Source organism: Crossiella sp. NPDC003009, assembly GCF_053591555.1.
Window position 1 is genome coordinate 17,494 of record NZ_JBSFUA010000051.1, and the last position, 20,363, is coordinate 37,856.

Below are 20,363 nucleotides of genomic sequence, written 5' to 3' on the forward strand. Positions count from 1 at the left end.
GGCTCAGCCGAGCTGCCCGACCACCCAGTCCACAGACTGTGTGAGCTTCGTCACATCGTCCGGGTCGATGGCGGGGAACATGGCTACGCGGAGTTGATTACGACCGAGCTTCCGGTACGGCTCGACGTCGACCACGCCGTTGGCCCGGAGCACCTTGGCCACCACGGCCGCGTCCACGGAATCGGTGAAGTCGATGGTGCCCACCACGTGCGAGCGCTTGGCCGGATCGGTGACGAACGGGGTGGCGAACTCGCTGTTCTCGGCCCAGTCGTACAGGCGCGAGGAGGAGTCCGCGGTGCGCGTGGTGACCCAGTCCAGGCCGCCGTTGCCCAGCATCCACTCGATCTGGTCGGCCAGCAGGAACAGCGTGGCCACCGAGGGGGTGTTGTAGGTCTGGTCCTTGCGCGAGTTGTCCAGCGCGGTCGGCAGGGACAGGAACTCCGGCACCCAGCGCCCGCTCGCGCCGATCTCCTCCACCCGCGCGATCGCGGCCGGGCTCATCAGCGCCAGCCACAGGCCGCCGTCGGAGGCGAAGCTCTTCTGCGGCGCGAAGTAGTAGACGTCGAACTCCTCGGCGCGCACCGGCAGGCCGCCCGCGCCCGAGGTCGCGTCGATGGCCACCAGCGCGTCGCCGGCGTCGGCAGGCCGCTCGACCGGGACCATCACGCCGGTGGAGGTCTCGTTGTGCGCCCAGCCGATCAGGTCTGCCTCGGGGGAGCCAACGGGCTTGGGGGCGTCGCCGGGCTCGGCCTTGACCACGATCGGCTCGCCGAGGAACGGCGCGGTCTTGGCCGCCTTGGCGAACTTGGCGGAGAACTCGCCGTAGGTCAGGTGCAGCGAGCGCTCGCGGATCAGGCCGAAGGTGGCCGCGTCCCAGAACGCGGTGGTGCCGCCGTTGCCGAGCACCACCTCATAGCCCTCGGGCAGTGCGAACAGCTCGGACAGGCCCGCGCGCACCCGCCCGACCAGCTGCTTGACCGGCTTCTGGCGGTGCGAGGTGCCCAGCACCGCGCCACCCTCGGCGGCCAGCCTGGCCAGCTGCTCCGGCCGGATCTTGGACGGCCCGCAGCCGAAGCGGCCGTCACTCGGGCGCAGCTCCGCCGGGAGCCGGAGGGTGGTGGGGTCGGCCGTCTGCGTCATCACGGCGCCTTTCGCTTCGCGGTGGTCAACAGCGCCGGCGCCGTTGCCGGAGGTGCCCAGTGTTGCAGCCGGATGGCCTACCGGTTACCAGTGGGTGCCCCAGCTCACCCGTGGTTGATGGTCTCCCAGCCCTCGACCTCGTCGGGCTTGCGCGGCCCCGGCCCGAGGTACTGCGCGGAGGGCCGGACCAGCCGCCCGGTGCGCTTCTGCTCCAGGATGTGCGCGGCCCAGCCCGCGGTGCGGGCGCAGGTGAACATCGCCGGCATCATGTGCGGCGGCACCTCGGCGAAGTCCAGGATCACCGCGGCCCAGAACTCCACGTTGGTCTCGATGGCCCGGTCCGGGCGGCGCTCGCGCAGCTCGGCCAGCGCGGCCTGCTCCAGTGCCGCGGCCACCTCGTAGCGGGCCGCGCCCAGCTCCTGGCAGGTCCGGCGGAGCACCCTGGCCCGCGGGTCCTCGGCCCGGTAGACCCGGTGGCCGAAGCCCATCAGCCGTTCCTTGCGGTCCAGGATGTCGGCGACCACCTTGCGCGCGTCGCCGGAGCGCTCCACCGCCTCGATCATCGGCAGCACCCGCGCGGGCGCGCCGCCGTGCAGCGGGCCGGACATCGCGCCGATCGCGCCAGAGAGGCAGGCCGCCACGTCCGCGCCGGTGGAGGCGATCACCCTGGCGGTGAAGGTGGAGGCGTTGAGGCCGTGCTCGGCCGCGGACACCCAGTAGGCGTCCACCGCCTTGACGTGCCTGGGGTCGGGCTCGCCGCGCCAGCGGGTCATGAACCGCTCGGTGACCGAGGAGCACTCGTCGATCCGGGACTGCGGCACCGCGGCCACGCCGATGCCGCGCGCGGACTGGGCCACATAGGACAGTGCCATCACCGAGGCCCGCGCGGCGTTCTCCCGCGCCTGCTCGTCGGTGATGTCCAGCAGCGGCTGGTAGCCCCAGATCGGGGCCAGCATGGCCAGCGCGGCCTGCACGTCCACCCGCACGTCGCCGGTGTGCACCGGGATCGGGAACGGTTCAGCAGGCGGCAGCCCCGCGCCGAAGCGGCCGTCCACCAGCAGCGCCCACACGTTGCCGAAGGTGACCGTGCCGGCCAGGTCCTCGATGTCCACGCCGCGGTAGCGCAGCGCGCCGCCGTCCCGGTCTGGCTCGGCGATCTCGGTCTGGAAGGCGACCACGCCCTCCAGGCCCGGCCGGAACGTCGGGTCGGCTGCCTGCTCCTGCACCACGTTGTGCCCCTCTCCCTGAGCGTTGGCGCCACCCTTCCGCGTGCGCGCGGTGTCGGCAATCACCTCCTGTGGTGGCATCCGTCACCACTCAGGCGGTTTCGCATTCGTGGATTTCGCCGTACGGTCCGCTGTCACGGTGCTACGCGGGGTGCCCCGTCGGGGAGGAGTTCGACATGCCGGACGCCAACATCACACTCCCGGCGATGAGAGTGTCGTACGAGGCAGGAGCCTTGGACGAGACCTCGCTCGCCGGTACCTGGCACGAGCAGCTCCAGTTGTGGCTGAGCGACGCGATCGGCGCGGGGCTGCCCGAGCCGAACGCGATGATCCTGGCGACATCGGACACCGAGGGCCGACCGTCCTCACGCACCGTGTTGGCCAAGGGGCTTGATGCACGCGGACTGGTGTTCTTCACCAACTACACCTCCACCAAGAGTCACGATCTGCTGGCGACGCGGTTCGCATCCGCGACTTTTCCCTGGTTCGCCATGCAGCGGCAGGCCACCGTGCGGGGCGCGGTGGAGCGGGTCAACGCGGCGGAGACCGCGGAGTACTGGAACTCGCGGCCCAGGGGGTCGCAGCTGAGTGCGTGGGCCTCGCCGCAGTCGCGGGTGGTCAACGACCGGCACGCGCTGGAGAACGCGCTGAACATGGCCAAGCGCCGGTTCGCCGACGCCGAGCAGATCCCGGTGCCGCCGCACTGGGGCGGCTGGCGGATCCGGCCGGAGATGGTCGAGTTCTGGCAGGGCCGTAAGGACCGGATGCACGACCGGCTGCGCTTCCGGGCCAGCCGCGACGGGTGGCAGGTAGAGCGCCTGGCGCCGTGAGCGCCACCTGAGCGGTACCTGACAAACACATTCCCTTAGCCACGCTAACGGCCTAACATCCGACGGGTGACTGGGGACCCCGATGCCGTGCGCGTCGATGCCGAGAAGCCGCCCAGACCTGGCCTCCGGGCCAGGCTGGGGCGCATCCTGCTGGACACCCGCCCGTTGAAGATCCTGGCCTACCGGCGGTTGTGGCTCTCCAGCACGATCACCGTGATCGGCGCCCAGCTCAGCACGGTCGCCGTGCCCAAGCAGCTGTTCGACCTGACCGGCTCGTCCGCCTACGTCGGACTGGCCGGTCTTTTCGGTGTGGTGCCGCTGATCATCTTCGGCATCTGGGGCGGTGCGGTCGCCGACACGGTGGACCGGCGCAAGCTGTTGCTGGTCACCAACACCGGCATCGCGGTCACCGCGCTGCTGCTGTGGGCGCAGGCGGCCACCGGCATCGGCTCGGTGTGGACGGTGCTCAGCCTGTTCGCGGTGCAGCAGGCCTTCTTCGCGATGAACATGCCCGCGCGCAGTGCCGCGATCGCCCGGCTGGTGCCGCTGGACCAGCTGCCCGCCGCGCAGGCGCTGGGCTCCACCGTGTTCATGTTCGCCGCGGTGTTCGGGCCGCTGGCCGCCGGTTCGCTGATCGCGGTGCTTGGCCTGCCCACGCTGTACCTGATCGACGCGATCGCGTTGTGCGCCACGCTCTGGGCGGTGTGGAAGCTGCCCCCGCTGCCGCCGCTGAACGGACCCTCCCGCCGGGCCGGGCTGGGCGATGTGGTGGACGGCTTCCGCAACCTGGTCGGGCAGAAGGTGCTGCTGGCCTCCTTCCTGCTGGACATCATCGCGATGGTGGCCGGCATGCCGCGTGCGCTGTACCCGGAGATGGCGGTGCGCACCTTCGGCGATCCCGAGGGCGGCGGCTTCGCGCTGGGCTGGCTGTACGCGGCGATGCCGTTGGGGGCGCTCATCTTCGGCCTGTTCTCCGGCTGGAGCTCGCGGGTCTCCCGGCACGGCGTGGCGCTGACCTTCGCGATCATCGGCTGGGGCCTGAGCATCATCGGGCTGGGCCTGGCCACCGAGCTGTGGGTGGCGGTGCTGTTCCTTGCGCTGGGTGGCGCGGCCGACGTGGTGAGCATGATCTTCCGCGGCGCGATGCTCCAGCAGGCGGTCACCGACGACATGCGCGGCCGGACCCAGGGCGTGTTCACCGTGGTGGTGGCCGGCGGGCCGCGGTTCGCCGACCTGGCGCACGGCACCGCGGGCGCGGCCTTCGGCACCGCGATCGCGGTCTCCGGCGGCGGCGTGCTGGTGATCGTGCTGACCGTGCTCGCGGTGGTCTGCATCCCGGTGATCTGGCGCTACCGCGCGCCGATCAGCGGAGATCAGCCCAGTGTGGATCAGCCCAGGGTGGACAACGTGGTGGCCAAGGAGAAGCCGAGCAGCAGCGGCCAGTAGAGCAGCCGGGGCGCCAGGTTGTCCCGCCAGCGGATCAGCGCGATCGGCGTGCGCGCGGTGACCAGCAGCGCGTTGATCGCGCTGATCAGCACCACCAGGTAGAGCCCGAACGAGAAATATTCCAGGTACACGATGCCTGGTGCGGCGGTGGCCTCGCGGATCGCGTTCTGCCGCACCGCGACCACCAGCACCATGCTCACCGCGAAGCTGATCACCCCGAAGGAGGTGAACCCGACGAAGGTGCGCCGCAGCTCGTCGCCGTTGGTGGTGATGAACAGCGCGGCGAAGACCAGCACCGCGATGAACCCGATCGGCACCAGCGTCTCGAACAGCGGGCCGTGGAACTGCCTGGTCACCAGCAGGTTGAAGTACAGCTCGGGGAACGGCGGCCGGTCGGTGTAGCGGCCGAGGCCGAAGTTGGTGGTGTAGTCGTGCTTGGAGAAGCTGAACGAGGTGGCCTGCGGCTGCCAGCGCGCGGTGACGAACTGCGGGTCCAGGCCGTGCATGTGCTCCGGCTGCCACGGCCCCGGGTAGGCGCCGAAGTCCGGCACCAGCACCACACCGCGGCCGAAGTCCGGGTGCCACATCCGGATCCACACGTCCTGGCGGTCGAGTGGGTAACGGGTGTAGTCGAACTTCTGCACGAACGCGGTCTTGAAGTACCAGCCGATCACCTCGGCGTCGCCGTCCCGGTGCCGGTAGGCCTGCTTGACCGGATAGGAGTCGTCGGCCTCGGGCAGCACCACGCCCCTGGTCAGCCCGGCGGGCAGGCTGTCCGCGTAGCGCTGCCAGACGTAGCCGCTGACCTGCACCTCGTTGCTGGCGGCGAACCTGATCGACTCCAGGTAGATGCCGGTGGGGATCTGCGCGACGGTGTTGCCGGGCGGCAGCTGCGCGGCCAGGTAGGCCGAGGTCTCCTCGGTGGAGCGCACCACCTCGCCGATCACCACCCGCTGGTCCTCCTCCTGGGCGGTGTTCCACACCACGACCATGCCGAGCAGGCAGAACACGCTGAAGGACGCCGAGCACAGCCAGTACCGCCAGACCTGCCGCCCGAACGGCCGGATGAGCAGCAGCATCACACCGCTCAGGCAGACCAGCCCGCTGACCAGCAGCGGCGGCAGGTGCCTGCGCTGGTCGAACAGGCACAACAGCACGAAGGTGGTCGCGCTCAGCACGCACAGCCCGGCGATGGTCCACTCGACCCGGCGATAGCGCTCCTGCCCCATGCGGGCCACAGTGGCGGGCGGGCAGGGTCAGCGCCCGGCGTGGCGCGCCAAGTTCAGCCGGTCGGGGAATCCAGTGCCGTCACCAGGATGTCGGTGAGCAGCGCGGCGCACCGGCCGTCCGGGTCCAGGTCGGGGTCGTAGATGCCCACGTCCAGGCCGAGGCAGCCGGGGTCGCGCAGCAGCCCGGACAGCAGTTCGGTCAGCTCCGTCGCGGTCAGCCCCGCCGGGTTGGGCGAGTCGACCGCGGGCATCAAACTCGCGTCCAGGGTGTCCACGTCGAGGTGGATCCAGAACCCGGCCAGCCCGGCGAACCGGTCCCGCGCCCAGTCCGCCACCGCGGGCGCGCCGAGGCGGCGGATGTCCGCCGCGGTGCGCACGCCGATGTCCGTTGTGGACAGTTCGGTGACGTCGGACTCGTCCTCCGGCCCCATGCCCAGCAGCACCGCGTCCGCGTCGGCGACCAGTGGCCGCAGCCCGTCCAGATCAGTGAGATCCGGCTGTCCGCGACCGGTGACCAGGGCCAGCGCCTCGCCGCCTGCCGCGCCCACCCGGTCGGAGTTGCCGGGGTGCCGGAAGTCCGAGTGACCGTCCACATAGGCCAGTCCGTGCCTGCCGGATCGCCGCCGCAGCGCCAGCATCGGGCCCAGCGCGATCGAGCACTCGCCGCCGAGCACCAGTGGCAGCTCACCCCGTTCGTGGATGGCGTCGACCCGGTCGGCCAGCCGCCTGGCGTACTCGGCGATCAGCGGCGCGTGGAAGACGCCGTCGCCCTCCCGCCAGTCGCCCCGGTCGTACCTCGGCGCCACCAGGCAGCCGGCGTCCCTGGCGCCGAGCCTGGTCAGCAGTCCGGCGTCGCGCAGCGCGCCGGGCGCCTTGGCGCAGCCGGGCACGGTGCCGGGGGCGGGCGGCCGGAGCCCGAGGTTGGACGGCGCGTCCAGCACGGCGATGGTCGGCATGGCATGAGTTCATACCCGACACGGTCGAATCAGCCCACCGAGTTGTGCCGGGGCGGCTACGGTGGGCCGGTGCTCACTGCATGGGGGCTGACCAAGGCCTATGAGGGACGTACGGTCGTCGATCAGGTGAGTTTCGAACTCCAGCCTGGCACCGTGACGGCCTTCCTCGGGCCGAACGGGGCGGGCAAGTCGACGACCCTGCGCATGATCACCGGACTGACCGTGCCGAACGCGGGCCGCGCGATGGTCGCGGGCCGCCCGTTCACGGCCTGGCCCAACCCGTCGCACGTGGCCGGGGTGCTGCTGGACGCCGCCGCGGTGCACCCTGGCCGCAGCGGCCGAGGGCACCTGCGGATGGCCGCCACACTGGCCGGGGTACCGGCCCGCCGGGCGGACGAGGTGCTGGAAACGGTGGGCCTGGCCGACGCGGCCACCCGCAAGATCGGCAAGTACAGCCTCGGCATGCGCCAGCGCCTGGGCATCGCGCACGCGCTGCTCACCAACCCGCCGCTGCTGGTGCTGGACGAGCCGATCAACGGCCTGGACCCGGAGGGCATCCGCGCGGTCCGCAACCTGCTCCGCGGCCACGCCGCCAGGGGCGGCACGGTGCTGCTGTCCAGCCACGTGCTCTCCGAGGTGGACCAGACCGCGGACCGGGTGCTGGTGATCGGCAACGGCCGCATCGTCGCCGACGGCCCACTGTCCACATTGACCACTTCCTCGCGTTCCCTGGTCCGCGCCAAGGACATGAACAAGCTCGCCGAGACCCTGCAGCGCGCCGGGGTCGCCATCCAGCCCGCGCCGGACGGCTTCATGGCCGCGCACGCCTCGGTCGAACAGGTCTCCGACCTCACCTTCGCCGCGGGCATCCCGCTGCTGGGCCTGCGCGAGGAACAGATGAACCTGGAGGACCTGTTCTTCCGGCTCACCGGGGGAGGACGACCGGCATGACCCACGGCTACCCAGGACAGCAGGCCCCCGGCTACCCGCAGACCGGCCCACAGCCGATGCCGGGCGGCCACCCCGGCCAGCCCTACCCGCCGCAGCAGCCCAGCTTCCCGCCCGGCCCCGGCGGCCACCCCGGCCCGCACACGGGTCAGCAGCCGGCCGTGCCCGGCCCGCCGCCCGGCATGCCCGCGCCCGGCCAGTCCGGCCCGGTCGCCACCGGCCCGTGGGCCGAGCGCGCGGCCAAGCCGGCCGGCTTCCTCCGCCTGGTCGCGGTGGAGTTCCGCAAGCTGGTCGGCACCCGCTCGGACAAGATCGTGCTGGCCTTCTCGCCGGTGTTCCTGGTCGGCGTGCTCTGCCTGATCATCCTGCCGCAGTACTACCTGCGCTCGGCCTCCGACCAGATCCAGCCCAACCTGCTCGGCGTGCAGCTCGGCCAGCTGCTGCTGTTCGTCGCGGTGATCAAGCTGATCGCCGGGGAGTGGCAGTACAAGAGCGTGCAGCCGACCCTGCTGGTGCAGCCCTCCCGGCTGCGCTACCTGCTCGCCCAGGCCTCGGTGCTGGTCGGGGTGTGGCTGCTGGCCACGCTGGTCACCTTCATCGCCGGGCCGCTGCTGGTGAAGACCCGCACCGCGATGAACCTGCAGTCCAACTGGCTGGGCATGCGGCCGGGCTGGACGCTCGGGGTGATCGCGCTGGCCACCGCACTGGTGCTGCTGTCCGCGATGGTGATCGGCACGCTGATCCCGAACACCGCGGCCGCGATCACCGTGTTCTTCGTGGCGGTGCCGCTGCTGACCTTCGCCAGGGCCGGACTGCCCGAGGTGATCGGCATGATCTACCCGCTGGAGGCCGCCTACGCGATGGCCGGGCTCGGTGTCGGCGCGGTGCAGACCATCGTCTCGGTGCTGGTCTGGGTCGGCCTGCTGGTCTTCGGCGCGCTGGTGGTCAGCAGGCGGGACGCGGGCTGAGCCTCAGCTCTTGCGGCTGCCGCCGTCGGGGTCGATGGCGGGCAGCAGCTTGCCGGCGAAGTCCCGCGCCCTCGGGCAGAGCTGGTCCCGGCTGGCCGCCGGGTCGAACTTCTCGTCCAGCTTGCGCTTGGCCTCGGTCTCGGCGTCGGTGTAGTAGATCGAGACCTTGAACGGCGTCGAGGAGCCGGTGTCCACCACCAGCTCGCAGCTGGCGTTGTCGTAGCCGAGGCTCTGCACCGCGTAGTAACGCTCGGCAACGATCAGCCGCTCGAAGTACCGCCCGGCTACCTCGTCGCCCTTCCACACGTCGGAGAAGAACTTCTGCTCCGACTTGCGGTCCCGCTGCGCGAACTGGGCGATCATGAACTCGCCCCACTCCTCCGCGCCGATGCAGGCCTGGTTGTTGAACCCGGTCCTGGGCGGCTTGGTCAGCCCGAGCAGGGTGGTGATGTTCGGCGGCAGCGTCTTGCAGGTGTTGTCGAAGACCGGCTTGCGGCCCTTCTGGAAGTCCAGGTTGTCGTAGGCCACCGCCTCCGGGTCCAGCTTCGGCGCCGGTGCGCCGACCGGGGGCTCCGGCGGCGAGGTGCAGGCCGAGGCCACGGCAAGGGTGGCCAGCAGGGAGGAGACCAGGACTGCGCGCTTGCCCATGGCAGGTAGTTCAGCACATTCGGCCGATCAGGGTGACGATTTGGTGTACCTAGTTCGAAACACGGTCGGGTGGCTCCCAGCACGCGCTGTGACCAGGCACACTTTTCGCTTATGGCGAGCGAAGCGAAAGCCCAGGGGGCTCCCGAGACGAACGCCGGCCAGCCTGAGCTGAAGCGGGCGATCGGGCCGAAGCTGCTGCTGTTCTTCGTGATCGGCGACATCCTCGGCACCGGTGTGTACGCGCTGACCGGGACCGTGGCCGGGAAGGTCGGCGGCGCGTTGTGGCTGCCGTTCCTGCTGGCCTTCGTGGTCGCGTTCCTGACCGCGTTCAGCTACCTCGAACTGGTCGGCAAGTACCCGAGGGCAGCCGGTGCCGCGCTGTACACCAACCGCGCGTTCAAGAAGCCCTTCCTGACCTTCATGGTGGCCTTCGCGGTGATGTGCTCCGGCATCACCTCGGCCTCCTCGGCCGCGGTGGCCTTCGGCGGCACCTACCTCAAGGAGTTCGTCACCGCCCCCGCCCCGTGGGTGGCCATCGGGTTCCTCGCGCTGCTCGCCTTCATCAACTTCCGCGGGGTCGGCGAGTCGGTGAAGGCCAACGTGGTGCTCACCATCATCGAGCTGCTCGGCCTGGCCATCGTGGTCGGCGTCGGCCTGTACGCGCTGACCCAGGGGGCGGGCGACTGGTCCCGGCTGGTGGAGTTCAACACCGAGAACCAGACCACCCTGATCGCGATCACCTCGGCCACCTCGCTGGCCTTCTTCGCCATGGTCGGCTTCGAGGACTCGGTGAACATGGCCGAGGAGTGCAAGGACCCGGTGCGGATCTTCCCGAAGGCGATGCTCAAGGGCATGGCCATCGCGGGCATGATCTACGTGCTGGTCGCCATCGCCTCCTCGCTGCTGCTGTCGGCGAGTGAGCTCAAGAACGCGGGCTCCTCCGCGCTGCTGCGGGTGATCCAGGTCGGCGCGCCCGACTTCGACCACCGGTGGCTGGCCTTCATCGGCCTGTTCGCGGTGGCCAACTCGGCGCTGATCAACATGCTGATGGCCAGCCGCCTGCTCTACGGCATGGCCAAGGAGCGGATCATCCCGATGCCCTTCGCCAAGGTGCACCAGAGCCGGCGCACCCCGTGGATCGCGATCATCTTCACCAGCCTGATCGCCGTGGTGCTGGTCTCCTCGATGAACATCAGCGTGCTGGGTGGCACCACCGCGCTGCTGCTGCTGGTGGTGTTCACCATCGTCAACATCGCCTGCCTGGTGCTGCGCAAGGAACCGGTCGAGCACAAGCACTTCCGGGCGCCCACCGTGGTGCCCGTCCTGGGCGCGATCACCTGCGCCTACCTGGCGCTGCCGCTGTCCGGCAGGCCGTGGGAGGACTACCGGCTGGCCGGGATCCTGCTGCTGGTCGGCCTGGCGCTGTGGGTGGTCAACTGGCTGATCGTGCGCAAGGAGCACGGCAAGATCGAGTTCGACGCCGCCAACCTCGGTAAGAACTGAAGGCGCGTGTTTGACTGCGTGCCGTGACAGTGAACGGTGCGCAGTTCGAGATCACCGACGGCCCGGTCCGGGCGGTGGTCAACGAGGTGGGGGCGGCGCCGCGGATCCTGGAGATCGGCGGCCTGCCCTACCTGGAAACCTATCCGGAGGACCACACCCCGCCGATGGGTTGCGGCGCGGTGCTGGTGCCCTGGCCCAACCGGGTGCTGGACGGGCGCTGGACCTATGACGGCGGCGTCCAGCAGCTCGCGCTGACCGAACCGGCCAGGGGCAACGCCAGCCACGGCCTGCTGCGCCACACCACCTGGCAGCCGGAGATCCACTACCTGGACCGGATCACCCTGGGCGCGGACGTCAACGTGCAGCCCGGCTGGCCGGTGCGGCTGCGGGCCACGGTCGCCTACCGGGTCCAGGACGGCGGCCTGACCGTCACGCACACCGTGGCCAACCGCGGCCAGCAGCCGGTGCCCTTCGGCGTCGGCGCGCACCCCTACCCGCGGGCGGGCGAGGCGGAGACCGACGAGTGCACCCTGGAACTGGCCGCGACCACCGCGGTGGAGCTGGACCCCGAGCGCAAGGTGCCGGTCGGCGACCCGGTCCCGGTCGCGGGCACCGACCTGGACTTCAGCGTCGCCCGGCTGCTCAAGGGCGTGCAGCTGGACACCGCGTTCGGCGGCTGCCTGCCCGCGCAGGACGGGCTGGTGCACCACGTGCTGCGCGGGCCGGACGGCGGCGTGGAGCTGTGGGCCGACCCGGTGTTCTCCTGGGTGCAGGTCTACACCCCGGACGGCTTCCCAGGGCGCGGGCGGGCGGTGGCCATCGAGCCGATGACCTGCCCGCCGAACGCGCTGAACAGCGGCATCGACCTGATCACCCTGGCGCCGGGCGAGACCTGGTCGGCGAGCTGGGGGATCAGAGCAGCCGGTTGATCTCGGCGGCCACCAGGTCCGGTTGCTGCAACGGGACCAGGTGGTCGGCCCGCTCGGCCAGCACGTGCCTGCCGTGGGGGAGGGCGGCGGCGAAGGCCCGGTGCGTCTCGATCAGCACCGGGCGGAACTTCTTCTCCGCCGGTCCGGTGCGGCCTGCCGAGATGACCGTGGTCGGCACCTGCGGCAGCCGCAGCGGCGGCAGCTCGGCCAGGCCGCCGGGCAGCGCGCGCACCTCGGCGGCGGCGGCCGTGAGGAAGCCGGGGCTCAGCTCCTCCTCGGTGATCTCCCTGGCCAGCTCCGGCGGGAAGTCGCGGTGCAACCGCCCGCGCAGCAACAGTTTCAGCAGCCCGGTGCGGGCGATCAGCGCGCCGGTCCGGTAGGCCAGGCTGACCAGCCGGAACTGCTTGCCTTCGTGGTAGTGCGGCAGTTCCTCCTGCACCTGGTCCACCAGCACCAGCCCGGCCACCAGCTCCGGCCGCAGGTGCGCCACGTGCCGGACCACCACCCCGCCCAGGCTGTGCCCGACCAGCACCGCGCGCCGGATCCCTGCCGCGGCAAGCAGGTCGAGCAGGTCCTCGGTCATCCTGGACACCGTGCGCGGGCCGGGATCGGGGGTGCTGCGGCCCAGTCCGGCCCGGTCGTAGACCAGGGTGGCGGCCCGCACCTGCGGCTCCACCAGGGTCCAGCTGCCCCGGTTGGCGCCGATGCCGGACTCGAAGACCACCACGGGTTCGCCCGTGCCACGGCGGATCAGGTGCAGGGAACGGCCGTCGCGGGTGCGGATGTGTTGGGACATCAGGGTCGAGGTTTCCACGTCCCGAGTGGATGAACCCGGCCAACACGCCGCCCGCGCCGCTTCCCGTGGCCGGGAGCCGGTGCTTCACTGCCCCGATGGCCGACATCTCGGTGCAGCTGGGCGATGTCCAGGAAACCCTGCTCGCCACCCTGTACGCCCGCGCGGTGGAAACCGGCAAGAAGCGCGGCCTGCTGCGCGATGAGACCGCCGCCCGGATGGTGGCCAGGATCGACTACGACTTCACCCGGTTCGGCCGCTCGCCGATGCTGCTCGGCTCGGTGCTGCGCACGCTGATCCTGGACGAGTGGGTGCGCGAGTTCCTCGACGCCAACCCCGGCGGCACCGTGGTGGAGATCGGCGCCGGCCTGAACACCCGGTTCGAGCGGCTGGACAACGGGCGGGTGCACTGGGTGGACCTGGACCTGCCGGACGCGATGGCGCTGCGCCGCCGGTTCTTCACCGAATGCGACCGGCGCAGGCTGGTCGGCGCTTCGGTGCTGGAGGAGGACTGGCCGGATGCGGTCCGCGCGCTGCCCGGCCCGTACTTCTTCGTCGCCGAGGGCGTGCTGCTGTACTTCCCGCCCGCCCAGGTCCGGCTGGCCCTGGCCGGGCTGGCCAGGCACTTCCCCGGCGCGGGGCTGGCCTTCGACACCGCGGGCCGCTGGCTGGTGGACAACCAGGACGCGCCGGTGTTCGAGAAGAACGTGACCGCGAGCTTCCGCTGGTCCTGCGACGATCCCACGGTGATCGGCGAGTGGGGGCTGGGCCTGCGGCACCGCGAGTCCCGCACCCTGCTCCAGCTGCCCAAACGGCTGGCCCGCTCGCTGCCGCCGCAGACCCGCGCCACCCTCGGCGTGGTGCGCGCCGCACTGCGCAGCCGGGCCCGCGGCTACCAGGTCAGCCGGTTCGACCTGGAGCCGTACGTGCCCGAACCGGCCGCACCCGCTGACCGGATCGGCTGACCGAACCGGACAAGACCCTTCGGGTCGGCGGCATACTCGGTTAGCGTGTCCCGCCGTGGACATCGCGATCACCGGTGGATATGTGGTGCCCGTCGAGGGCGAGCCGATCGACGGCGGCACGGTGCTGATCTCCGACGGCAAGATCGTCGCGGTCGGCACTGAGGAGGCCGTGGACGTGCCAGAGGACGCGCAGGTGGTGGACGCCGCGGGCACCTGGGTGCTGCCGGGGTTCGTGGAGGGCCACGCGCACGTCGGCATCCACGAGGAGGCCGAGGGCTGGGCAGGCCAGGACACCAACGAGATGACCGACCCGAACGGGGCCAGGCTGCGCGCCATCGACGCGATCAACCCGGCCGACACCGGGTTCGCCGACGCGCTCTCCGGCGGGGTCACCACCGCGGTGGTCAAGCCGGGCTCGGGCAACCCGATCGGCGGCCAGACCGTGGCGCTGAAGTGCTGGGGCCGGACCGTGGACGAGATGGTCGTGGTCAACCCGGCCAGCGTGAAGAGCGCGCTGGGCGAGAACCCGAAGCGGGTCTACGGCGACCAGAAGAAGCTGCCCTCCACCAGGATGGGCGTGGCCGCGGTCATCAGGGACGCGTTCACCAAGGCCCAGGACTATCAGAAGAGGCGGGAGCACGCGGCGGCGGAGAACAAGCCGTTCGACCGCGATCCCACGCTGGAGGTGCTGGTGCGGGTGCTCGACGGCGAGCTGCCCTGGGCCCAGCACAGCCACCGCGCCGACGACATCGCCACCGCGCTGCGGCTGGCCGAGGAGTTCGGCTACCGGCTGATCGTCAACCACGGCACCGAGGCGCACCTGATCGCCGACCTGCTCGCCGAGCGGGACATCCCGGTGATCATCGGCCCGCTGTTCACCGCCAGGTCCAAAGTGGAGCTGCGCCAGCGCTCGCTGCGCAACCCGGGGCTGCTGGCCAAGGCAGGCGTGCGGATCGCGCTGACCACCGACCACCCGGTGGTGCCCATCCACTTCCTGGTGCACCAGGCCACCCTCGCGGTCAAGGAGGGCCTGGACGAGCGCACCGCGCTGCGCTCGATCACGGTCAACCCGGCCAAGATGCTCGGCCTGGAAGACCGGATCGGCTCGCTCAAGCCCGGCGCGGACGCCGACGTGGTGCTCTGGTCCGGCGACCCGCTGGACGTGATGAGCCGCGCGCTGCGGGTCTTCGTGGACGGCCGCGAGGTCTACACCTTCGACGAGCACCGCGGCGAGGGCGTCGTGGCCAGCCCCTACCGGCGAGGAGCCCGTTCATGATCATCGTTGGTGGCGAGGCCCTGGTCGACCTGGTCCCCGATCCGTCCACAATGGACGGTGAGCTGGGTCCGCTGCTGCCGCGCCTGGGCGGTGGCCCGTACAACGTGGCGGTCGCGCTGGGCAGGCTGGGCGTGGCCGCCGGGTTCGTCTCCCGGCTCTCCACCGACCAGTTCGGCGACGCGCTGCTGGACCGGCTGGTCGCCTCGGGCGTGGACGTCGCCGGCGTGCAGCGCGGCGCGGAACCCACCACGCTGGCCGTGGTCGGCCTGGCCGCGGACGGCTCGGCCCGCTACTCCTTCCACGTGGAGGGCACCGCGGACCGCCTGGTCGCCGACCCCGGCCCGCTGGCGGCGGGGGCCACCGCGCTCGCCCTCGGCACGCTGTCGCTGGTGCTGGAGCCGGGCGCGAGCGCGTACGAGGCGATGATGCGCCGGGAGGCCGGGCGCGGGCTGTTCGTCTCGCTGGACCCCAACATCCGCGCCGGGCTGATCCCGGACCCGGACGCCTACCGCGCCAGGTTCCGGAGCTGGCTGCCGCACGTGACCCTGCTCAAGCTGTCCGTGGAGGACGCGGACTGGCTCGGCGCGGACGTGCCCGGCTGGCTCGGCCAGGGACCGGCCGCGGTCCTGCTCACCCACGGCGGCGAGGGCCTGGAGGTGCGCACCGTGGACGGGCTGTCCGTGCGGGTCCCGGCGACCGAGGTGGACGTGGTGGACACCATCGGCGCCGGCGACACCGTGCACGCCGCCCTGCTCGGCTGGCTCGCCCAGCAGGACGCGCTGTCCAGGGACGCCCTGCGCGCCCTGACCGAGCGGCAGTGGACGGCCGCGCTGGAATTCGCCGGGCGGGCCGCCGCGCTCACCTGTTCCAGGGCGGGGGCCGAACCGCCGTATGCGGCCGAACTCCAGAGTCCTTAATTACCGGCGTTTTCCACCCGGCAAATAAATCGATATTTCCGGGTGCTGGATCGACCCCGATCAAGAATCACGGTGGGTAGCCGGGCGGCACGCTGCGCCCAAGTGGTCCAGTCCACTAGGTGACCCTGGTTACCCACCGGTACCGCGCTACCCCGATGACGATCTTGATCGATGCATCTGGCACTGTAGTAGACGTCACGTACCCCGCTGGCCTGCATGGATCTGGTCTTGATCGATCGGATTCCCTAGGTTGGACCCCATCGGTGCCAACGAGGTAACCGGACGGGCGTTATGTGATACCTGTCCCAGATGAGCCGCTGGGCCACTCACGCGGCTGCGCTGGGATGTAACGCCCACTAGCGTGACAACCGACAGGACCCCAACGAGGCGGTTGCTGCGGGTGGTGGCAAACCCACCCCGCGCGCGTGAAGCGCCTCGCCTTAGCGTGAGAGGGACTCGCATGCCCGACGCGACGACCGCGCCAGATTCGACGGTGAAACCAGCCAAACACCGTAACGTCGCGCTACGTTATGACGGCGGGGAGCATGAGATGCCGGTGGTCGCGGCCACCGACGGCGAGCCAGGCTTTGAGCTCGGCAAACTGCTCTCCACGACCAAGATGGTCACTCTCGACCCCGGTTTCGTGAACACCGCCTCCTGCGCCTCGGAGATCACCTACATCGACGGTGACGCCGGCATCCTGCGCTACCGCGGCTACCCGATCGAGCAGCTGGCCGCGAAGTCCAGCTTCGTCGAGGTCAGCTACCTGCTGATCTACGGCGAGCTGCCCACCCAGGCGCAGCTGGACGACTTCACCAGCAAGATCAGCAGGCACACCCTGCTGCACGAGGACCTGAAGCGCTTCTTCGACGGCTTCCCGCGCGACGCGCACCCGATGCCGGTGCTGTCCTCCGCGGTGTCCGCGCTGTCCACCTTCTACCAGGACAGCCTGAACCCCTTCGACGACAACCAGGTGGAGATCTCCACCATCCGGCTGCTGGCCAAGCTGCCGACCATCGCGGCCTACGCGTACAAGAAGTCGGTCGGCCAGCCCTTCCTCTACCCGGACAACTCGCTCGGCCTGGTGGAGAACTTCCTGCGGATGACCTTCGGGCTGCCCGCGGAGCCCTACGAGGTCGACCCGGCCCTGGCCCGTGCGCTCGACCTGCTGCTGATCCTGCACGCCGACCACGAGCAGAACTGCTCCACCGCGACCGTGCGGCTGGTGGGCTCCTCCGAGGCCAACCTGTTCGCCAGCGTCTCGGCCGGCATCAACGCGCTGTTCGGCCCGCTGCACGGCGGCGCCAACCAGGCCGTGCTGGAGATGCTGAACAAGATCCACGAGGACGGCGGCGACGTCGACTCCTTCGTGAAGAAGGTCAAGAACAAGGAAGACGGCGTCCGGCTGATGGGCTTCGGGCACCGGGTCTACAAGAACTACGACCCGCGCGCCGCGATCATCAAGAAGACCGCGGACGACGTGCTGAGCAAGCTCGGTGTGCAGGACCCGCTGCTGGACATCGCGCTCAAGCTGGAGGAGTACGCGCTCAGCGACGACTACTTCATCCAGCGCAAGCTGTACCCGAACGTGGACTTCTACACCGGCCTGATCTACAAGGCCATGGGCTTCCCCACCAGGATGTTCACCGTGCTGTTCGCGCTCGGCCGCCTGCCCGGCTGGATCGCGCAGTGGCAGGAAATGATCAAGGACCCGGCGCGCAAGATCGGCCGCCCGCGCCAGGTCTACATCGGCTCGGCTGAGCGCGACTACCAGTCGATCACCGAACGCTGACCGCCTGACCCCACAGAAGCGGCCCCGGTTCGCATCCCCCGTGGATGTGCCGGGGCTGTTTGCTGTGGGTACCTTCCGGGTGTGACGGCTGTGCTGTGGTTCCGGCGGGACCTGAGACTGGGCGACCACGCGGCCCTGCTGGCCGCCGCCGAGCGGAGCCGGGACGTGCTCGCGGTGTTCGTGCTGGACGAGGCCCTGCTCAAGCCCTCCGGCCCGGTCCGCCGGACCTTCCTCTACCGCAGCCTGCGCGCGCTGGACGAGCAGCTGGACGGCCGCCTGCTGGTGCTGCGCGGCGACCCGGCGGCCGAGCTGCCGAAGGCCGCCGCGCAGGTCGGCGCGGACAGCGTGCACGTCTCCGCGGACACCGGCCCGTACGGCCGGCAGCGGGACGAGCGGGTGGCAAGCACGTTGGCGGACAACGGGATCGAGCTGGTCCGGACCGGCTCGCCGTACGCGGTCACGCCCGGCCGGGTGCGCAAGGGCGACGGCACCCCGTTCAAGGTGTTCACCCCGTTCCGCCGGGCCTGGGCCGAACACGGCTGGCGGCCGCCCGCGGACACGGCTGCCTCCACAGTGGACTGGATCACCGCGAAGGGCGGCGTGCGCGTCCCGGCGGATGAGGACCTGGGCGAGATCTCCCTGCCCGCGGCGGGGGAGCGGGCCGCGGTCGAAGCCTGGGAGTCCTTTGTGGACGAGCGGGTGGTCGACTACGCGGACCGGCGGGACCGGCCGGCCGTGCACGGCACCAGCCGGATGTCGGCCTACCTGCGCTGGGGCCAGCTGCACCCGCGCACCCTGCTCGCCGACCTGGCCCGGCACAGCGGCCAGGGCGCGGAGACCTACCGCAGCGAGCTGGCCTGGCGGGAGTTCTACGCCGACGTGCTGTGGCACCGCCCGGAGACCGCGCGGCAGAACTACGACCGCCGCTTCGACGCCATCGACCACAACACCGACGACGAGCTGTTCGCGGCCTGGTGCGCGGGCCGGACCGGGTTCCCGATCGTGGACGCCGGCATGCGGCAGCTGCTGGCCGAGGGCTGGATGCACAACCGGGTCCGCATGATCACCGCCAGCTTCCTGGTCAAGGACCTGCACCAGCCGTGGTGGCGCGGGGCGCGGCACTTCATGCGCCACCTGGTGGACGGCGACCTGGCCTCCAACCAGCACGGCTGGCAGTGGACCGCGGGCTGCGGCACGGACGCGGCGCCGTACTTCCGGGTGTTCAACCCGACCACCCAGGGCGAGAAGTTCGACCCCGACGGCGACTACGTGCGCCGGTACGTGCCGGAACTCCGTGGCGTGCCAGGAAAACGCGTGCACAAGCCGGTCGGCGTGCCCGGCTACCCGGAGCCGATCGTGGACCACAAGCACGAACGCGAGGTCGCGCTGGCCCGCTACGGGGCCACCAGGAGCTAGGCCCCTGGGCAGGACCCCGAGCTGGGCTTCCCGGTGCGGAAGAAGGCCACCGCCTTGGCCGCGCAGGGGATCGAGGACAGCGAGCCGTGGTGGTCGTCTTCCACGGTCAGCAGCCTGCCGCCGATCCGCTCCCGCATCTGCTCGGCCCAGCCGTGTGGGGTGACCGGCTCGTGTCGGTGTCCGACCAGCTGCAGCGGGCTCTCACCCGACCGGAAGTCCCACGGCCGCACCGGTTGCGTCCAGCCCGCGCAGGTGCCGTCCCAGGTGCCGGGGAAGGCCATCAGCGGGTACTTCCGGATGCGTTCCTGGCGCAGGCGGTAGAGGGTCTCGAAGTCGCGGGCGCTGGTGGATCCGTTGCACAGCACCGCGGTCTGCTGGAAGGTGTTGCCGCCGGTGGGCGTGGTCTGCCAGCCCATTGTGCCGGCCCGCTCCGCGCCGCCGCCCTGCCGCAGCGCGACCAGCGCCTTGGCCGCCCGCGACCAGTCCCGGCGCGGCCCGGCGATGTGGTGCAGCGCGTCCTCGCCGTGCTTGTCGCGCAGCTCCTGGAACACGGTCAGCACCGCGGCCTGGGTGCGCCCGAAGTGGTACTCCGCGTCCCGCTCGGCCACCCAGCTCGCGAAGTCCTTCGCGCTCTGCTCGCCCGCCGCCACCTGGCTATCGTCCATTGTGGACAGACTCAGGGTGGGTGTCATGACCGAGTCCAGCAGCATCCGGTCCACGTGCCGGTCGAACTGGTCACGGTAGCTCGCGCCCAGCGCGGTGCCCCAGGACACCCCGTAGAAACCGATCTTCCGCTCGCCCAGCGCGATCCGGATCCGGTCCACGTCCCTGGCGATGTTCTGGGTGGTCAGCTGGGAGACGAACTCCGGGTCCAGCGCCGTGCAGCGCTGGTTGACCTTGGCGGTGCGCTCGAAGACGAACCTGGCCTTGTCCTCCTCGGACCGGCCGGGCGGCGGTTCCCCGGTGTCGCCGGGCTCGCGCGGGCAGGTCACGTCCGCGCTGTACTGCACCCCGCGCGGGTCGAAGCCGATCAGGTCGTGCTCCCGGCCGAGCTCAGCCGCCTTGCTCTCGCTGATCCGGCCCGGCATCTCGATCCCGGCCTGACCAGGACCGCCCGGGTTGAACACCACCACACCGCGGCGGCGGCCCGGATCGGTGGCCTTGATCCGGGACACCGCGATGCCGATGGTCCGCCCGTCCGGTTCCGCGTAGTCCACCGGCACGGTGACCATCGCGCACTCGGTCCGGTCGTCCTCCGGCGACCAGTCCTTGGCGAGGTCCCTGCACAGCTTCCAGTCCACAGTGGAATCCGCGAGCGCGACCGGCGTGGCGCCGAGCATGGCCGCGGTCAACGCCAAGATCAGGAAACGCACCTGGCCAT

The 20,363-nt window shown here is 70.9% G+C and carries 18 protein-coding genes; 11 read left to right on the forward strand and 7 right to left on the reverse strand.

Annotated features, from left to right (window positions below):
* Positions 1–3: 3 nt before the first annotated feature.
* Complete coding sequence (serC, locus tag ACWDY5_RS34795; RefSeq protein ID WP_449726383.1) at positions 4–1,140, reverse strand: phosphoserine transaminase; 1,137 nt, start codon at positions 1,138–1,140, stop codon at positions 4–6.
* 104 nt (positions 1,141–1,244) lie between these two features.
* Positions 1,245–2,366 (reverse strand): citrate synthase 2, encoded by a 1,122-nt coding sequence (locus ACWDY5_RS34800; RefSeq protein ID WP_449726384.1) that lies wholly within the window; start codon positions 2,364–2,366, stop codon positions 1,245–1,247.
* A 206-nt stretch (positions 2,367–2,572) separates the two neighbouring features.
* Here ACWDY5_RS34800 and pdxH point away from each other — a divergent pair, with 206 nt between their 5' ends.
* Together pdxH and ACWDY5_RS34810 are read left to right on the forward strand one after the other, a co-directional pair.
* Positions 2,573–3,196: a pyridoxamine 5'-phosphate oxidase gene (gene pdxH, locus ACWDY5_RS34805; protein WP_449726385.1), complete on the forward strand. Its 624-nt coding sequence runs from the start codon at positions 2,573–2,575 to the stop codon at positions 3,194–3,196.
* Positions 3,197–3,262: 66 nt separating this feature from the next.
* Positions 3,263–4,642, forward strand: coding sequence for an MFS transporter (locus ACWDY5_RS34810; protein WP_449726386.1), 1,380 nt, complete (start codon positions 3,263–3,265; stop codon positions 4,640–4,642).
* Here ACWDY5_RS34810 and ACWDY5_RS34815 read toward each other — a convergent pair.
* Positions 4,585–5,871: a hypothetical protein gene (locus ACWDY5_RS34815; protein ID WP_449726387.1), complete on the reverse strand. Its 1,287-nt coding sequence runs from the start codon at positions 5,869–5,871 to the stop codon at positions 4,585–4,587. The genes ACWDY5_RS34810 and ACWDY5_RS34815 overlap by 58 nt on opposite strands.
* 53 nt (positions 5,872–5,924) lie before the next feature.
* The gene (locus tag ACWDY5_RS34820; protein WP_449726388.1) at positions 5,925–6,827 is read right to left on the reverse strand and encodes an arginase family protein; all 903 of its coding nucleotides are present in this window, start codon (positions 6,825–6,827) and stop codon (positions 5,925–5,927) included.
* Between the two features lie 153 nt (positions 6,828–6,980).
* Between ACWDY5_RS34820 and ACWDY5_RS34825 the strand changes: the two genes are divergently transcribed.
* Positions 6,981–7,778, forward strand: a complete 798-nt coding sequence (locus ACWDY5_RS34825) for an ATP-binding cassette domain-containing protein (protein ID WP_449726389.1) — start codon at positions 6,981–6,983, stop codon at positions 7,776–7,778.
* Complete coding sequence (locus ACWDY5_RS34830; RefSeq protein ID WP_449726390.1) at positions 7,775–8,743, forward strand: hypothetical protein; 969 nt, start codon at positions 7,775–7,777, stop codon at positions 8,741–8,743. Before ACWDY5_RS34825 ends, ACWDY5_RS34830 begins: the two co-directional genes overlap by 4 nt.
* Before the next feature lie 3 nt (positions 8,744–8,746).
* Here ACWDY5_RS34830 and ACWDY5_RS34835 read toward each other — a convergent pair whose 3' ends face one another.
* Entirely contained in the window at positions 8,747–9,391 is a 645-nt protein-coding gene (locus tag ACWDY5_RS34835) for a hypothetical protein (protein ID WP_449726391.1), read from the reverse strand.
* 111 nt (positions 9,392–9,502) lie between these two features.
* Here ACWDY5_RS34835 and ACWDY5_RS34840 point away from each other — a divergent pair, with 111 nt between their 5' ends.
* Positions 9,503–10,894: an APC family permease gene (locus ACWDY5_RS34840; protein ID WP_449726392.1), complete on the forward strand. Its 1,392-nt coding sequence runs from the start codon at positions 9,503–9,505 to the stop codon at positions 10,892–10,894.
* Between the two features lie 23 nt (positions 10,895–10,917).
* The gene (locus ACWDY5_RS34845; RefSeq protein WP_449726393.1) at positions 10,918–11,823 is read left to right on the forward strand and encodes an aldose 1-epimerase family protein; all 906 of its coding nucleotides are present in this window, start codon (positions 10,918–10,920) and stop codon (positions 11,821–11,823) included.
* Here the strand turns inward: ACWDY5_RS34845 and ACWDY5_RS34850 are convergent.
* Positions 11,807–12,619 (reverse strand): alpha/beta fold hydrolase, encoded by an 813-nt coding sequence (locus ACWDY5_RS34850; RefSeq protein WP_449726394.1) that lies wholly within the window; start codon positions 12,617–12,619, stop codon positions 11,807–11,809. The genes ACWDY5_RS34845 and ACWDY5_RS34850 overlap by 17 nt on opposite strands.
* 95 nt (positions 12,620–12,714) lie before the next feature.
* Here ACWDY5_RS34850 and ACWDY5_RS34855 point away from each other — a divergent pair, with 95 nt between their 5' ends.
* The 5 genes from ACWDY5_RS34855 (at position 12,715) to ACWDY5_RS34875 (ending at position 18,982) form a co-directional block, all read left to right on the forward strand.
* Complete coding sequence (locus ACWDY5_RS34855) at positions 12,715–13,581, forward strand: class I SAM-dependent methyltransferase (protein WP_449726395.1); 867 nt, start codon at positions 12,715–12,717, stop codon at positions 13,579–13,581.
* Between the two features lie 55 nt (positions 13,582–13,636).
* Positions 13,637–14,857 carry an amidohydrolase gene (locus tag ACWDY5_RS34860; protein ID WP_449726396.1) on the forward strand — a complete coding sequence of 407 codons (1,221 nt, stop codon included), beginning with the start codon at positions 13,637–13,639 and terminating at the stop codon, positions 14,855–14,857.
* Positions 14,854–15,774 carry a carbohydrate kinase family protein gene (locus ACWDY5_RS34865; RefSeq protein ID WP_449726397.1) on the forward strand — a complete coding sequence of 307 codons (921 nt, stop codon included), beginning with the start codon at positions 14,854–14,856 and terminating at the stop codon, positions 15,772–15,774. The genes ACWDY5_RS34860 and ACWDY5_RS34865 overlap by 4 nt, the downstream gene beginning before the upstream one ends.
* Positions 15,775–16,234: 460 nt before the next feature.
* Positions 16,235–17,566 (forward strand): citrate synthase, encoded by a 1,332-nt coding sequence (locus ACWDY5_RS34870; RefSeq protein WP_449726398.1) that lies wholly within the window; start codon positions 16,235–16,237, stop codon positions 17,564–17,566.
* A 90-nt stretch (positions 17,567–17,656) separates the two neighbouring features.
* Complete coding sequence (locus tag ACWDY5_RS34875) at positions 17,657–18,982, forward strand: cryptochrome/photolyase family protein (RefSeq protein WP_449726420.1); 1,326 nt, start codon at positions 17,657–17,659, stop codon at positions 18,980–18,982.
* On the opposite strand, the gene ACWDY5_RS34880 is transcribed toward ACWDY5_RS34875, so the two are convergent.
* A complete protein-coding gene (locus ACWDY5_RS34880) occupies positions 18,979–20,355 on the reverse strand; it encodes an alpha/beta fold hydrolase (protein ID WP_449726399.1) in 1,377 nt (458 codons plus the stop codon). The genes ACWDY5_RS34875 and ACWDY5_RS34880 overlap by 4 nt on opposite strands.
* Between the last annotated feature and the right edge of the window lie 8 nt (positions 20,356–20,363).